Below are 15,017 nucleotides of genomic sequence, written 5' to 3'. Positions count from 1 at the left end.
GGGGGGGGGGGGGGGGGGGGGGGCGACGCGGGATCAGACGGCGGGGTCGGCCCAGGGGGTGGACCAGTCGATGTCCTGGCCGTCGAGCCTGATCGTCGGGGTGCCGGTCACCTCGTCGGCCTGGGCCTGCCTGGACAACATCCTGGCCTTGGCCGCCGTCTCCTCGGAGGTGATGCAATCGGCGAAGTCGCCCGTCGGGATGCCCGTCTCCGCGGCGAGGTCGACCAGGTCGGGGACGGCGAAGCCGCCGTCGTCCACCTCCAGGGGCTGGGCCGAATAGAGGGCGTCGTGGTAGGCCAGCCACCGGCGGGGGTTGGTGACGCAGATCGACGCCCTCAGGGCACGGTCGGAGTTCTCCCGCATCGGAGAGTCGGTGAAGACCGTCATGGGGTGGATGACCAGGGCGAGCCTGCCCTGCACCGCCTGATCCCTGGCCACCTTGCCGTTGCCCTGCTCGAACTCCTTGCAGTACGGGCACTGGTAGTCCTCGTAGACGTCGAGGCGGGGGCGGTCCACGCCCGGCCGGGCGATCACGACGCTGCCGTCGGCCCGCAGGGTCACCAGCTCGTCGGCCGTGCCCGACGGCGAGGCGCCGTACAGCGAGGAATCCTCCGGTGCGAAGGCCGCCATGAGGCAGAGGGCGACCAGCGCCAAGCCCGCGATCATGGTCACGTACAGCCGCGTTCTTCTCGGCTTCGGGGAGACTTCGGGGGAGCTCACGGCTGCTGCCTTTCGATGACGGCCATCGGTGGCACCTTAACGGGGCAAAGTGACATGTTTCTCTCCAGGGCTGCTCGTGCGGAGAGCCCGTGTAGAAAGGCCCCTGCTTTCCCCGGCGTGAATAGCCTGATCGGCAGTCATTCCGGCGAGGTATTCCTGATTACCACTTCGTACGGCTACGCGATGGCTACGAGTATTTGGCGGCCGATCGCCGACCGACAGTGGAACCAATTCCCGATCTATCGCGTTTTCTGGGCATTATCCGTAGCGAGGGCGCTAGGTGACCGTATGTCGTCATCCGAACTCCTGTCCATCGGCTTACTTCTCCTCGTCGTCGCCTTGAGCATGACGGACGGGTGGACGCGCAGGCGCTCGCGGAGCGCGCCAGGCGCCCGCGACCGGTCTCCGAGCCTCTACGAACTGGCCTACCTCGCCGGCGGCGTTCGCAGAGTGGTGGTAACCGCGCTGGCCGTCCTGGCGCGGGCGAAAGCCGTACGGCTCAGCGGCGACGGGCACGTCGAGGCAGGCCCGGCCGCCGTGGGGGAGGACGACGCGATAGCGGCCGGCGTCGTCGCGGCCGTGAAGTCCCGGGGCGGCCGGGTCTCCGTGGCCGAGTTACCGGGCGAACTGGCCGACAGTGAGGCGATCGCAGCTCTGTCTGGCCGGCTGATCCGCCAGAGGTTACTGCTGCCGCCGGGGCATCAACCTCCCAGGTGGAGCCGGCGGCTCTTGACCGTCTCCATCTGGCTCGCCGTAGTCGCGGTGGTGATTCTGGCTTTCGCCCGGGAACCACTGGGCGCGGTGATTGCGGCCGTGGGCGTGGTTATCGGCGAGGTGGCCCGGCGGCGGGCGGTGGAGGACGAGTCCGTCCCCCTGACCGACGCCGGCCACCACGTGCTCACCCATGCGTTCACCCGTCACGAGGAGGGCGGTCTCCGGGGGATGCCGGACGCGGCCGTCGCCCTGCTCGGCGGCTCGGGAGCGCTCAACCATGAGACGCGGCACGGGCTTCAGACCGTCGAAACGGCCCCTTTGGACGAAGGTTCGTGGGTCTGGAAGCCGAAGCGGTTTCCGGGCGCCGACCCCGGTGGAGGGAGCGGACTCAGCGATACCAGCATGAGCTGGGGTTCGTAATCAACGTGTCGGCCCGGCTGTGATTTCGCCTTGCCGCGTCAGTAGGACTGCAGCTCGATCAGGACGCCGTCGGGGTCGCGGACGTGGGCGGTGCGGAGGTTCGGCCCCCACTGCGGGCGGTCGGCGGCGTCCGCGGCGAGCGTCGCACCATGGCGGAGGCACAGAGCCAAGGCTGAGTCGACGTCGGCGACGCGGCAGATGAAGATCACGCTGTCTCGCGCCTTGGCGGCGTCGACGTCGACGCTCCCGACCGCGGCCGCCATCATGCCGGCGTCGAAGAGGGACAGAATGCCCTGGCCATCGCCGTCCCAATGCGCGTACGGTCCCGCGGCGTCTCCTCTCATCAGCGTGGCGCCCAGCAACTCAGGCAGAACGGCCTCGTAGAACGCGAAGCTCTGGGCGAATCGGGTCGTGAGCAGGCGCGGATGCAGGGCGTCCATGAGATGTCCTCCAATAGTGGGTGTGCACCTACTATAGGTGTGCACCTACAATTTGGGCTCATGGGGACCCCTGATGCCGCACCGCCCAGCCTGATCGCGTTGAGCACGTACCTGCTGTCCCGTACGGGCAAGGCCGCGCGTGGCGGACTGGCCGAACGGCTGGCCGCCCGCGGACTCCGGTTGTGGCACATGGCCGTACTCGCCGCGCTCGCCGACTTCGGGCCGCATGTCCAGCGGGAACTGGCCGGCCGTCTTTCCATGGATCCGAGCGACGTGGCGAAGGTGGTGGACGAACTGGCCGTCGCCGGTCAGGTCGACCGCGCCCGCGACGCCGCCGACCGCCGCCGGGTCGCGGTCAGCCTTACTCCGGCGGGCCGTGCCGTACTGGCCGAGTTGGAGGAGGAGGCGCGGAAGTTTCAGGACGAACTGTTCGCCCCGTTGAGCCAGGACGAGCGAGCCCGCCTGCACGAGATGCTGCACAAGGTCTACACCCACCTCCTCCACCCCACCCACCCCTCGCCGTGATCATGCAAAAGTTCGGAGAATGGCCGCCCGGCCTGCACAAACCCCTGGCCGTGATCATGCAGAAGTTCGGGGAAATGCGACTGACCTGGGCGGATGTCCATCGTGATCATGCAGAAGTTCGATGCTTGTGGCCCTGACCTGGGACGACATATTTCGTGATCATGCACTGGCGGTTGCATTGCATGATCACGAATCTCAAAAGGCCAGGTGGCGTGGGGTGTTCTCGAACTTCTGCATGATCACGGGAAATGAAAATGCAGGTCGCGAAGCGTCTCGGCGAACTTCTGCATGATCACGGCGAGTGGGGGTGCGGGATCACCACCATGGGGGGATGCGTGATCACCACCATGGGGGGATGCGTGATCACCACCATGGTCAGGGTTCTCTGATTTGGGATATTGTCCCAGATATGGGAGAACTTAATGGGTTCGTCGCAGAGCAGATGGAGGCTCGGCTGGCGGGGCGGCTGGCGCAACTGCGTGTGGAGCACGGATGGTCACTGGACGAGCTCGCGCAACGCACCGGCATCAGTCGCTCGACGTTGTCGCGGCTGGAACGCATGGAGATCAGTCCCACGGCCTCGATGCTCAACCGGCTGTGCACGGTGTACGGCCGGACGATGTCGCAGCTGCTGGCCGAGGTGGAGTCGGAGCCACCGCAACTGGTCAGGGCCGACCGGCAGCCGGTGTGGAGCGATGAAAGCTCCGGGTTCGTCCGGCGCTCGGTGTCCCCGCCCCATCCCGCCCTGCGCGGCGAACTCGTCGAGTCCGTTCTGCGCCCCGGCGCGGACATCTCCTATGACGGCGCGCCGGTGCCCGGCATGGAACAGCACATCTGGGTGCTCGACGGGGTGCTCGAGATCACCACGAACGGCGGCGTGCACGAACTCAATGCGGGTGACTGCCTGCGCTTCCGCCTGTGGGGTCCATCGCGCTTCCGCTGCCTGGGCCCCGATCCGGTCCGGTACGCGCTGGTGATCGTTCTCCCGTGAACGCCTGCGGACTCCGCGTAAACGCCCGTGGACTCCCCTCAACGCCCGTGGAAAGGAACGCGAAATGATCAGCCGTCTCGCCCCGGACGACTTTCCCGCCACCGTGAAGAGCCTGGCCGACCTCCTCGTCGACGTCGTCGCGGGCGGCGCCTCCCTCGGTTTCCGCTTCCCCTTCCGCCAGGAGGAGGCGGCGGCATGGTGGCGGACTCAGCAGCCCGCGGTCTCCGACGGCACCATGACCATCTGGGTGGCGCACGGCCCCGGCGGTGTGGTCGGCACCATCAGCCTCGTCGTGGACCGCAAGCCGAACGGCAGGCACCGGGCCGACGTCATCAAGCTCATGGTGCACCCCGACGCCCGCGGGCAGGGCTTGGCCCGCGCCCTCCTCGCCACCGCCGAACAGGCCGCCGCGCAGGCAGGAGTCACCCTTCTCCTGTTGGACACGGTCACCGGCAGCGCCGCCGATCACCTGTACGAGGGCGCCGGCTGGACGCGCTTCGGCATCGTCCCCGACTACGCGACCGATCCCGGCGGCACGCTCGAAGACTGCAGCTTCTTCTACAAGCAGCTCACCTGAGAGCCTGCATGAGCGCGGCGGCCTGCTCCGCCCGCTCGGCGCGGGGCAACACGACGCCTGAGGGGTCGGGCATGACGAACGCGTCGCCCGGAAATCGCGGCACCACATGCACGTGGAGGTGGAACAGCACCTGGTCGGGGGAGTTGTCGTTCTGGAACATGGTCGTGCCGCAGGCGCCGAAGGCGGTGGCCAGGGCGGCGCCGACACGACCGGCGACCTGGAAGATCTCACCGAGCAGCGCGGGGCTCGCCTCCGGCAGGCTGGTCAGGTGGCCAACCGGGAGCACCAACATATGGCCCCGGTTTCTGATGCGCTGTTTTAGCGTGGGGATCACGAAGACGCCCGGCGAGCGGTAGGCGACCAGGTCCGCGTCGATCTCGCCGCCGCCGACGGCACAGAACGGGCACGCAGTCACCTGATCATCATGGCGGGCATGCGAGGAGGAGTCACGTGCACCGTGTGAGGTCGAAAGACGGCACGCCGATCGCCTACGACCGGATGGGAGACGGCCCGGCCGTGATCCTGGTAGGTGGAGCCACGTTCGACCGCTCGGGGAACGCGCGGCTCGCCGGGGAACTGGCGAAGGACTTCACCGTCTACAACTACGACCGGCGCGGCCGCGGAGACAGCGGGGACGGCCTGCCGTACGCGCTGGAACGCGAGATCGAGGACATCGGCGTGCTGGCCGCCGAGGCCGGCGGCGCACCCCATGTGTACGGAGTCTCCTCGGGAGGCGCCCTCGCTATGGAGGCGGCGGCGGCCGGGGTTCCGATGGGCAGGCTCGCGGTGTACGAGGTGCCCTACGACGTGGCCGGCGACGCGGAGCAGCGGCACCGGGCCTATGCCGAGACGCTGGAGGCGCTCCTCGCCGAGGGTCGTCGCGGCGACGCGTTCGCCCTGTTCATGAGGACGGCCGGCGCCCCCGACGACGACATCGCGGCGGCGAGGAACTCGCCCATGTGGGCGGGCCTGGAGGCCATCGCCCACACCCTCGCCTACGACGCCGCCTGCCTCGGAGACGGACGGCCGCCCGCCCACCGTCTGGCGACGATCGCGCAGCCGACCCTGGTTGCTACGGGTGGAGCGAGCGCCGGCACCTTCGTCGGCGGTGGCGGCGACTTCTTCGGCGACGCCGCGGCGGCGATCGCGGCGAGCATCCCGCACGCCGAACGCCGCAGCGTCGAGGGCCAGACGCACTCGGTCGATCCGGCGGTGCTCGCTCCGATTCTCGCGGAGTTCCTCGGCCGCTGAAGCGAATCAGTGTCAGTGATGGAAGATCCAGAGCCGGAAGCCTGGCCCATGCGTGGTCGACTTTCCGGGCCTGGCATTGTGGACGGGTGGAGATCCGCGGGGTTCTGTTCGACATCGACGACACGCTTTTCGACTACACGACCTCCGAGCGGGTCGGCGTGATCGAGCACCTGACGGTGGAGGGGCTGCTGGAGCACTTCCCCTCACCCGCCGAGGCCGTGGCGCTCTGGCGGCAGATCATGGACGAGGAGTACGAGCGGTTCCTCATCGGCGAACTGACCATGGCCGGGCAGCAGCTCTCCCGGACCAGAAGGTTCCTGGCCCATGTCGGGCGTCTTCCGGCAGGCGGCATCTCCGACGAGGACGCGGCCGGCTGGTTCGCAAAATACACGGCGTTCCGGACGACCACGTGGGCCGCCTTCCCCGACGCCGAGCCCACCCTGCGGGCGCTCGCGCCGCGTTTCCGCCTCGGCATCGTGTCGAACTCGTCGCTGACCTACCAGCGGGAAAAGCTTCGGATCATCGGCCTGCTCGATCATTTCGGCGACACGATCGTGTGCTCCCACGAGCACGGGGCGCCCAAGCCGGACGCCGGCATCTTCCTGGCGGCTTGCGCGCTGCTCGGCCTGCCGGCCCACCAGGTCGCCTACGTCGGCGACAAATACGAGATCGACGCCGTCGGCGCACGAGAGGCGGGCCTGCGCTCGTACTGGATCGACCGAGAGGCCACCGGCGCGCCGTCCTCGGAGGGGATCACCGTGATCCGGTCCCTGGACGAGCTGGTGGCCTCACTTCTCTGACGTTCACAGGGCCCGCAGGAACGTCTCGATCTTCTGCTGAAGCCTGTCCGCGTACCGCTCGTCGACGAACATCTCGCCGGCGTGCTGGGCTCCGGGGTAGACGGCCAGCGTGCCGTCGGCCGTCGCCTTGTGAAGGGCCTTGGCGAGTGTCGGGGCGAGGCCGTCGTCTTCGGCGGCGGCGTACAACGCTGGGACGGTGAGCCGCTTGACCGTCTCCTCCTGTCCCTCCAGGCCGCCGGACAGGCAGATGACGCCGGCCGCTCCGGTGGTGGGGTCGGCGGCGGTGGCGAGCGCGACCGATCCGCCGAGCGAGCCGCCGGCATAGACGATCTTCTGGGCGCCGAGCTCCCTGAGCCTGGCGCCGACGGCGGCCATCTCACCCGACCCGCGCTCGAGCATGGCCGGAACGCCCACCGTCTGGGGTACGAAGCCGTACTCGAACACCGCCACCCGGAAGCCCTTCTTGACCAGATGGTCCGCCCAGATCAGCCAGTCGCAGTGATAGCCGACGAGGGTGTTCGCGATCACGACGCCGACCGGGCCGTCGCCTGCCACGCCGACGGCGAGGTCGGCGGACGTGCCGGGGCTCTTCACCGTCGTGGTCGTGAACGGCACCGTGGGTCCCTGGTTGCAGCGGACGAGGTCGGGGGACGGCCCAGAGGACGGCCCAGAGGAAGGCGGGGCCGCCGCCGGGGTCGCGGGAGCCGGCTTCGCCTCTTCGGCGGACCCCCCGCCACAGCCGGACACACCCAGAAGAATGATCACGCCGAGTACCAGAGACCATGCGCGCATGAGACCAATGTCCGGTAGGACGCCCGCCTTGTCCCGCTATGCAATGGAATTGTGATCGATTGGCGACCCGCTGTGTTCGCCGGAACATAGGAGGCCGGGGGAGGGTATCACCACAGGGCGACTTGGGGGTTGGCCCGATGCTGCGAAGAGTTCACGCTTCCTTTGGCGGTCTTTCTCTTTATTTGACCCGATCTGACGGTGATCCTGACGGGTGTCCGTCCCCCTCTCAAGGAGGCTCCGTGCACACCCCTCTCCGCTCCCGTCCTTCCTTGGCGGCACGGCTCGCCGTCATCCTCGCGGCGATCGTGTCGTTCACCGCCCTCGTCGGCGTCGTCCCCGCCAACGCGTCGGTCTACAGCTCCTGCAACATCTCCCGCTGCTCCGACGCCCGCTCGGCCCGGTCGACCTGGCAGTCCAAGGGCTACCCCACCACCGCCGGCTGGTACACGTGGCCGGACGGCAGGTACAACTACACCGGCGGGCGCTTCGAGAACCGCGAAGGCCAGCTTCCCAGCGGCGGCACCTACTACGAGTACGACGTGTACTCCCGGAGCCGGGGCGCCGCGCGTGACGCGTACCGGATCGTCGTGAACCGCAGCAGCGGCGCCGTCTGGTTCTCGCCGAACCACTACACCGACTTCTACCGGCTCTAAGGAATCCCATGACTTCCGCCGAACGTTCGCTGCCGCACTGGCTGACGGTGTCCACCGGTCCGGCGCCGGCGGTCGTCGACGGGCGTGAATGCCGGACCCGCGCCGCCTTCTTCACGGAGGTGGCGCGGGCCCTGCGTTTCCCCGCCTACTTCGGCCGCAACTGGGACGCGCTCACCGACTCCCTGCGTGATGCCACCCAGGCCGGAAACGTCGCCCTCGTCGTCGCGAACGCCGACGAACTGCTCATCGACGAGCCCCCTGAGCAGTTCGCCACCCTCCTCGCCGTCCTGGCCGACGCCGCGGACGCGGGCCTGACCCTGACGTTGTGCACCGACCCCGCCCACGAACCCGACCTCCGCCACCGCGTCGCATCCGCCCTGCCCTGACCGCCGGGCCGCCGCCCGCTCGGCCCTGCCGTACGGCCGTCGGGTGCGGGAACGCGCTGGGCTTATCGGGTGCGTGAACGCACCCAGGCGGCGAACGCTTCGGCGGCGTCGACGACGGCCTCAAAGCGGAGCGAGTGGAACAGGTCGAAGGCATGCTGCGCGCCGGGCAACTCCGCGTACACGACCGGGTTGTCCGATGACGCGCGCAGCTTCTCGGCGAACACCCGGGCGCCCTCGACGAACGTCACCGTGTCCAGGTCGCCGTGCGCGATGAAGAACGGCGGAGCGTCGGCCTTCACGTAGTTCAGAGGCGAGGACTCCAGGCCCTGGCCGTAGTAAGTGCCGTAGTAGCCGTTGAGGGAGATGACGGCGGTGACCGTGGTGTCCGCGTCCTCGAAGCCGGGCTGGAACGCGGGATCGTTGGGCGTGAGGGCGGCGATCGACGCGAGGTGGCCGCCCGCGGAGCTGCCCGACACGAACACCGTGGACGGGTCGCCGCCGTATTCGTGGGCGTGCTCCCGCACCCAGGCGATCACCTTCTTGAGGTCCACCAGGTGGTCGGGGAACTCCACCGCCGGTCGCAGCCGGTAGTTCGCGCTGATGCACACCCAGCCCTGGCTCGCGAACCGGTAGATGAGGGGAAGCGACTGGCTGTTCTTCCTGCCGCTGAAGTAACCCCCGCCGTGCAGGTGAATCAGGATGGGGGCGCCCGACGGCCGGGAGCGATGCCGGTAGACGTCGAGAAGGTTCCGCTTCCCCGCGTCGCCGTACGCGAGGTTCGCCACCCGTTCGACATCGCGGCGGTGGGCGAAGAAGGGCCGGAGCAGGATGTGGGCGAGGGGAAGACGCCGGCGTAGCCGTACGGACAAGCCGGGGTCGATCGCGGCCCGCCACCCGCTGCCGAGAGCGTCCGCCAGCGCGTGCTCGACGGCCGGTTTCGTCCGCAGGCCGCGCCGTACGACGACCGCGAGCCCGGCGGTCGCCACGACGGCCGGTACGAGCGGCACCCACCCGACCGGGCCGGCGAGGTCACCCTGGGCGAAGGCCAGCGCCGTCGAGGCCAGAAGCAGGAAGAGCACGATGAACGGCAACTCGTTGATCACGATGCCGACCCGGAAGCTCAGATCTGCGAGCGCTCTCGGGCGGCGCAGGGCTGCCAGGGCGACCACTGCGGCGAGCGCGATGAGCGTCGAAGACAACAGGTAACCGAGAGGCATGACGTGCTCCACTGTTGGGGGTCGTCCTGACGGGGTGCCGCCGGGGGGACATCGGACAGCGTCGCCGTTTCGCTACGCCTGCGGCATCGGGCGGGTGGCCGGATCGCCTCCGACCTCAGGAGAGGTGGAATTCGACTTTGGTCGTATGCCGCTTCGCCGTAACCTGGCCTCGCCTTCGATGATCGCCGGGGAGGGACGGGCGGATGACTGGTGGCGCCTCGCCGCAGGAGCGTGCTCTGCGGCATGTCACCGCCTTGTCGTCGGGTGAGCCGCTCGACTCCTGGTTGCGGGTGATGCTGAACTTCCATCCCGACCGGTTGGTGCGCGACCGCCCGATTCTGCTCGTTCTGGCCGATGACGGCGTGTATCACTCGCAGTTCGTCACGGGCACCGGCAACGGCGGGCTGACCGCGCATCCCGGCGGTGACCGGTGGCGCTGGGAGAGCCGGATCTTCGGCGGAGCCTACGATCAGGCTCCTGCTCACGAGCGCCCGGTCTACGGAGCGCTGAACTTCCGCGGCAAGACCGTCGGCGCCGCCCCGCGCTTTGGATCCGCCCACTTCAGGCTGGCCGCCGACACCGGTTTCCGGGCCACCTTCTGCTATCCGGACAGCTTCTTCGAACCGTCGGCCTTCGGCGTCGCCTCGCGCATGGCGCTCATCGACCTGGCCGAGGCCGACGACCAGGACGCCCTGGACGACTACATCGAGGCGCAGGTGCACGGACCGGTCAGGCTCGACCGTGACGTCGAGGCGCTGGTACTGGACCCGAGCCATCGCGGGACGGCCGTGCACGCCGCGGCACTCCGGCTTCCCTGCGCGATCGAGTGGCACGACGGATTCCGGCTCAGCGTCGATCATCTGCGGTGCCACGCCGACTACCGCGGGCAGGAGCACATCGATCTCGGCGCAGCCCTCGCCGTGGACGGCTTCCTCGACCCGCGGATCCTCGGAGAGGCCGCCGCAATCGGACGATACGACCCGCAGGCTCTGAAGAAGGTCTGGCACTGCCTGGCCCGGTTCGGCGCACCCTCCGGCGCGGGAACGGACTGCCTCGCCCATCGCTGACCACCCGGTCTCGTGCGTCGCAGCTGAACCACCGGTGGCCACCGGCCGTACACAGAGGTGATGCCGCCGCTTCAATTCGCACATCACGACGGCATCGGGCTCCGCAAGGAAGGACCACCGGATGTCGCTCATCACGCATTTCCGCCGTCAGCCGGATCAGGAACGGGCCATCACCGAGGAGAAATCCGGTGACGGCGGAGGGGGCCTCCGGCGCTTACGGCGGGTCGTGGCATGGGCGGTCACCGCGCTCGCATTCATCGTGGTCATGGTCACGCTCGTCGCCCCCGACACGGTCGGCGGCATCACCCCGGCGGCCTTCCTGCGCATTCCCGTGGAAGGGCTCCTCGGCGTCGCCGTCCTGCTCGTCCTGCCGAACAGATTCCGGCCGCCGGTGGCGGTGATCGCAGGTGCGGCTCTCGGCGTGCTGGCCATCTGGAAGATCATCGACCTGGGGTTCTCCGCGGTGCTGGCCCGGCCGTTCAACCCGGTGTACGACCTCTCCTTCTTCTCGGCCGGCGTGGAGTTCGTCTCGGCGTCGTTCGGCCGGATCGGAGCCATCGGCGCCGTGGTCGCCGCCGGCGCGCTCGCCCTCGCCGTGCTCGTCGTCATGGCGCGCTCGGTCCTGCGGCTGAGCCGTACCGCCGTCCGGCACAACACCACGGCGGCCGGCGGCCTCGCGGTGCTCGGGATCACCTGGGTGGTCTGCGCCGTGTTCAGCGTGCAGATCATCCCCGGCGTCCCGGTCGCGAGCGTCGCCGACGACCAGCTGCTTCAGGTGCCGGCCAGCCTGCACGACCAGGAGGCCTTCGCCAAGGAGGCCTCCGTCGACGCCTTCGGCGCCACCCCCGGCGACCAGTTGCTGACCGCCCTCCGCGGCAAGGACGTCATCTTCTCCTTCGTCGAAAGCTATGGGCGCTCCGCCGTACAGGGTTCGAGCTTCTCGCCGGGGGTCGACGCGGTGCTCGACGCCGGCACCCGCACGCTGAAAGCCGCCGGGTTCTCCTCCCGGAGTGCCTTCCTCACCTCGCCGACGTTCGGAGGCGGGAGCTGGCTGGCCCACGACACGCTGATGTCCGGCCTGTGGATCGACAACCAGCAGCGCTCCGACAGCCTCCTGACGAGTAACCGGCTGACCCTGAGCAGCGCCTTCAAGCGTGCGGGCTGGCGGACGGTCGCCGTCATGCCGGGGACGACCCAGCCCTGGCCTGAGGGCAAGTTCTTCGGCTACGACCAGATCTACACCGCCCAAGATCTGGGATATCGCGGTCCCCGTTTCAACTGGGGCACCATGCCCGACCAGTACACCCTGTCGACCTTCCAGCGCCTGGAGCGCGCAAAAGCGGGACACGCCCCCGTCATGGCGGAGGTCGTCCAGGTCTCCAGCCACGCGCCCTGGACGCCCATCCCGTCGCTCATCGACTGGAAGGCCGTCGGCGACGGCTCCGCCTACACCGGCATGCCGTCCGCGGGTACGGCACGGGGCTCGGTGTGGAGCGACTTCACCCAGGTGCGCACCGACTACGGGCGCTCCATCGAGTATTCACTGAACAGCCTGATCTCCTACGTGGAGAACTACGGCGACGACAACACCGTGCTCGTCTTCCTCGGCGACCACCAGCCGGCCCCGCTCGTGTCCGGAGTGGGCGCCGACCACGACGTGCCGGTCACGATCGTCGCCCGCGACCCCGCCGTGCTGAACAGCATCTCCAGTTGGGGCTGGCAGGACGGCCTGCGGCCGGGCCCGAACGCCCCCGTCTGGCCGATGAGCGACTTCCGTGACAAGTTCCTGACCGCTTTCGGATCGCAACCACGTGCCGGCCAGCCGTCACGCTGATGTCTTTCTGAAACGGGGCTCGATGGTGGTCATCTCTGGAGTTCCGTACCAGTAGACGCCACTATGTGATCGTGGCAGGCGGAATCCGTTCATGGTGGGAACGGGTCGTGGTCGCCGTCGGACTGCTGGGATTGGCGGCCTCCCTGGCCGCCATCGGCGTCGCGTTGCGGTTCCAGGACCTGACGATGGCAGCGAACATCGCTCAGCTTGTGTCCGTGGTTCTGATCGTCCCCGGCATGGCCGCAGGACTGATCGCATGGCGACGAGCGAGCCGGCGAGCACGAGACGACCATGCGGCCGGCGTCACTGATACGAGTGCGCCGGTCGGATGGCTCATCGACGAGCTGACCGACCCGTTCGCGCTGGATGTGCACCATCCGGTGGACGCGCCCACGGGAGCGGTCGATCTGCCGTTGCTTCCTCCCTACGTCGGGCGTCCGCACGATGAGGCGCTGGCCCACGTGGTTCAGGAGGCCGCGGCAGGCGACAGCAGGATCGCCGTCTTGGTCGGTGGATCGTCGACGGGCAAGACCCGGGCATGCTGGGAAGTGATCAAGCAACTGCCGGCAGGCTGGCGGTTGTGGTACCCGATCGGATCAAGTCGCCCCGAGGCCGCGATCGAGGAACTTCCGCGGGTGGGGCCGCGCACGGTGGTCTGGCTGAACGACGCCGACCTGTATCTGAGCACCCCCTCTGACCCGGCGATCGGTGAACGAGTCGCAGCCGGGCTTCGCGATCTGCTGCGCGATCCGGGCCGCAGCCCCGTGCTCGTATTGGCCACGATCTGGCCGCAGGACGCCGCTCGCCTCACCAGTGGCGGTTCCGCGTCGCGACATTCAGAGGCGCGCGGGTTGCTGACGGGCAACCAGATTCATGTGCCTGAATCCTTCACCGACGCAGACCTGTCCACGTTGCGGGGCCTCGCGGAGGCGGATCCTCGATTGGCCCAGGCCGCGGATGACGCCAAGGACAGGCACATCACCCAGTACCTGGCCGGGGTCCCCGTTCTGATGGAGCGCTACCGCACCGCATGGCCGGCGGCGAAGGCGCTGATCCACGCGGCGATGGACGCTCGCCGGTTGGGCTGCGGCCGTGCTCTGCCGCGGGCTCTGCTGGAAGCGGCGGTCCCCGGCTATCTCACCGATCATGATTGGGAGGAGGCCCAAGGCGACTGGCTGGAACAGGCTTTCGCCTTCACCTCCGCCCCATGTAAAGGGGTCCGAGGGATCCTCACGCCGGTGCGCCCGCGTCCTGCCCAGCGGGCAGAAGAGGGCGTCGATCACGATATTTCCGGAAATGATGGGGACGTCACTCACTACCAATTGAGCGACTATCTTGAACAAATAGGACCAAACGAGCGTCTTAGGGCCCTGCCTCCCAAAGAGTTCTGGGATGCCGTCACCGCCCACGCCGCCGACGGCGACACGCCGGCTCTGGCCGTACAGGCACAGACACGTGGGCTGTATCGGTACGCCGCGTGGTTGCGCCGGCGCGCTGCGGGCGCGGGCGACACCTCAGCGGCAGCGGAACTCGTCCGCGGCTTGCACGCTCAGCAACTCGACGCGCAGACACCGGCCGCCCGCTGGGCCGCCCGGGAGGTGTCCCTCGACGATCCCGCTCATCTCGCGTCGTTGCTGGAGGCGCTCGGCACGGTTGGGAGCGGCGATCAAGCGGAGGTGCTGTTGGAGCGAAATCCCGCCGCTCACACGGCTCTCCACAGCGTGTACGGCGTCCGCTCACTCCTGGAGGCGTTGCAGGCGGCGGGCCGGAGCGATCAGGTGGCGGTGCTGGCCAGGCGTGCCGTTGACGGTGTCCCTCTCGACGATCCCTATGGCATCGGGAGCCTCCTGGAGGCGTTGCAGGCGGCGGGTCGAGCCGACGAGGTCGCGGTGTTGGCCAGGCGTGCCGCCGACGGCGTCCCCATCGACGATCCTGGCGCTGTCGTGGAACTACTCCAGGCTCTCCGGAAGACCGGTCGGGGCGATCAGGTCGAGACGTTGCTGAGGCGCGATCTGGCCGGCCAGGTCACCGTGGACTATCCGTACGGTGTCGTGGGCCTGCTGGAGGCGTTGCAGGCGGCCGGCCGTGTCGATGAGGTGGCGGCGCTGGCCAGGCGTGCCGCCGTCGGCGTTCCCCTCGACGCCCCCTACGGCCTCGCCCAGTTGCTGGAAGCTCTCCAGCGGGTGGGCCTGGCCGACCAGGTGGAGGTGCTGGCCGCCCGCGCCGCCGCCGATGTTCCTCTCGACGATCCGGGCCAGGTCGCCGACCTTCTGGAAGCGTTGCGGCGGGTAGGCGCCCACCATCACATCGCAGCGTTGCTCAACCGAGACCCTGTCGGCCACGTGGTTCTCCAGGACGCTTTCTACGGCGTCGCCAGTCTGCTGGGCGCTTTTCAGGAAATCGGGCACGGTGATTTCGCCACGGCCCTGGCGATGCGGGCCGTGGCGGACGGCTCATTCGACGATCCTGGGGAAGTCGTCGGCTTTTTGGAGGCGTCGCTGGACGCCGGTCGTGGTGATCTTGTCGCCGCACTGGCGACGCGGGCCGTCGCGGATGGCAGGTTCGAAGACGGCGGCGATGTCGCACGAATGCTGGATGTGCTCCAAAAGGCGGGGCGTCTGGATCTGGTC

16 protein-coding genes are annotated in these 15,017 nt (G+C 68.8%); 11 read left to right on the top strand and 5 right to left on the bottom strand.

The window, feature by feature from the left end; genetic code table 11:
- Positions 1–33 precede the first annotated feature (33 nt).
- Positions 34–720, bottom strand: coding sequence for a DsbA family protein (locus Pth03_RS34605; protein ID WP_203948689.1), 687 nt, complete (start codon positions 718–720; stop codon positions 34–36).
- 288 nt (positions 721–1,008) lie between these two features.
- On the opposite strand from Pth03_RS34605, the gene Pth03_RS34600 reads away from it, so the two are divergent.
- On the top strand, positions 1,009–1,854 hold the full coding sequence (locus Pth03_RS34600; protein ID WP_203948688.1) for a TIGR04222 domain-containing membrane protein: 846 nt from the start codon (positions 1,009–1,011) through the stop codon (positions 1,852–1,854).
- A gap of 38 nt (positions 1,855–1,892) precedes the next feature.
- Here Pth03_RS34600 and Pth03_RS34595 read toward each other — a convergent pair whose 3' ends face one another.
- Positions 1,893–2,294, bottom strand: a complete 402-nt coding sequence (locus Pth03_RS34595; RefSeq protein ID WP_203948687.1) for a VOC family protein — start codon at positions 2,292–2,294, stop codon at positions 1,893–1,895.
- A 60-nt stretch (positions 2,295–2,354) separates the two neighbouring features.
- Here Pth03_RS34595 and Pth03_RS34590 point away from each other — a divergent pair, with 60 nt between their 5' ends.
- The 3 genes from Pth03_RS34590 (at position 2,355) to Pth03_RS34580 (ending at position 4,387) form a co-directional block, all read left to right on the top strand.
- Complete coding sequence (locus Pth03_RS34590; protein ID WP_203948686.1) at positions 2,355–2,819, top strand: MarR family winged helix-turn-helix transcriptional regulator; 465 nt, start codon at positions 2,355–2,357, stop codon at positions 2,817–2,819.
- A 409-nt stretch (positions 2,820–3,228) separates the two neighbouring features.
- Positions 3,229–3,810, top strand: a complete 582-nt coding sequence (locus Pth03_RS34585; RefSeq protein ID WP_203948685.1) for a helix-turn-helix domain-containing protein — start codon at positions 3,229–3,231, stop codon at positions 3,808–3,810.
- A 64-nt stretch (positions 3,811–3,874) separates the two neighbouring features.
- The gene (locus Pth03_RS34580) at positions 3,875–4,387 is read left to right on the top strand and encodes a GNAT family N-acetyltransferase (RefSeq protein WP_203948684.1); all 513 of its coding nucleotides are present in this window, start codon (positions 3,875–3,877) and stop codon (positions 4,385–4,387) included.
- Here Pth03_RS34580 and Pth03_RS34575 read toward each other — a convergent pair.
- Positions 4,380–4,802 (bottom strand): HIT family protein, encoded by a 423-nt coding sequence (locus Pth03_RS34575; protein WP_203948683.1) that lies wholly within the window; start codon positions 4,800–4,802, stop codon positions 4,380–4,382. The two genes, Pth03_RS34580 and Pth03_RS34575, sit on opposite strands and share 8 nt — an antisense overlap.
- 35 nt (positions 4,803–4,837) lie before the next feature.
- On the opposite strand from Pth03_RS34575, the gene Pth03_RS34570 reads away from it, so the two are divergent.
- Together Pth03_RS34570 and Pth03_RS34565 are read left to right on the top strand one after the other, a co-directional pair.
- Positions 4,838–5,638 carry an alpha/beta fold hydrolase gene (locus tag Pth03_RS34570; RefSeq protein ID WP_203948682.1) on the top strand — a complete coding sequence of 267 codons (801 nt, stop codon included), beginning with the start codon at positions 4,838–4,840 and terminating at the stop codon, positions 5,636–5,638.
- An 86-nt stretch (positions 5,639–5,724) separates the two neighbouring features.
- On the top strand, positions 5,725–6,438 hold the full coding sequence (locus tag Pth03_RS34565; protein WP_203948681.1) for an HAD family hydrolase: 714 nt from the start codon (positions 5,725–5,727) through the stop codon (positions 6,436–6,438).
- A 3-nt stretch (positions 6,439–6,441) separates the two neighbouring features.
- Here Pth03_RS34565 and Pth03_RS34560 read toward each other — a convergent pair whose 3' ends face one another.
- Entirely contained in the window at positions 6,442–7,230 is a 789-nt protein-coding gene (locus Pth03_RS34560; protein WP_203948680.1) for an alpha/beta hydrolase, read from the bottom strand.
- A gap of 239 nt (positions 7,231–7,469) precedes the next feature.
- On the opposite strand from Pth03_RS34560, the gene Pth03_RS34555 reads away from it, so the two are divergent.
- Together Pth03_RS34555 and Pth03_RS34550 are read left to right on the top strand one after the other, a co-directional pair.
- Positions 7,470–7,883 (top strand): ribonuclease domain-containing protein, encoded by a 414-nt coding sequence (locus tag Pth03_RS34555; protein WP_203948679.1) that lies wholly within the window; start codon positions 7,470–7,472, stop codon positions 7,881–7,883.
- Positions 7,884–7,891: 8 nt separating this feature from the next.
- Positions 7,892–8,269 carry a barstar family protein gene (locus tag Pth03_RS34550; RefSeq protein WP_203948678.1) on the top strand — a complete coding sequence of 126 codons (378 nt, stop codon included), beginning with the start codon at positions 7,892–7,894 and terminating at the stop codon, positions 8,267–8,269.
- 62 nt (positions 8,270–8,331) lie between these two features.
- Here the strand turns inward: Pth03_RS34550 and Pth03_RS34545 are convergent, their stop codons facing one another.
- Positions 8,332–9,486: an alpha/beta hydrolase gene (locus Pth03_RS34545; protein ID WP_203948677.1), complete on the bottom strand. Its 1,155-nt coding sequence runs from the start codon at positions 9,484–9,486 to the stop codon at positions 8,332–8,334.
- A 203-nt stretch (positions 9,487–9,689) separates the two neighbouring features.
- Between Pth03_RS34545 and Pth03_RS34540 the strand changes: the two genes are divergently transcribed.
- From Pth03_RS34540 to Pth03_RS34530, 3 genes are all read left to right on the top strand, one after another.
- The gene (locus Pth03_RS34540) at positions 9,690–10,553 is read left to right on the top strand and encodes a DUF3626 domain-containing protein (protein ID WP_203948676.1); all 864 of its coding nucleotides are present in this window, start codon (positions 9,690–9,692) and stop codon (positions 10,551–10,553) included.
- Between the two features lie 121 nt (positions 10,554–10,674).
- Positions 10,675–12,387 carry a sulfatase-like hydrolase/transferase gene (locus tag Pth03_RS34535; RefSeq protein ID WP_203948675.1) on the top strand — a complete coding sequence of 571 codons (1,713 nt, stop codon included), beginning with the start codon at positions 10,675–10,677 and terminating at the stop codon, positions 12,385–12,387.
- Positions 12,388–12,458: 71 nt separating this feature from the next.
- A partial coding sequence (locus tag Pth03_RS34530; RefSeq protein ID WP_203948674.1) for a hypothetical protein occupies positions 12,459–15,017 on the top strand: 2,559 nt, incomplete at its 3' end.

The organism is Planotetraspora thailandica, from assembly GCF_016863335.1.
GTDB lineage: Bacteria > Actinomycetota > Actinomycetes > Streptosporangiales > Streptosporangiaceae > Planotetraspora > Planotetraspora thailandica.
The sequence above is the reverse complement of the archived record's forward strand: the minus strand, read 5'-3'. Positions and strand labels throughout refer to the sequence as shown.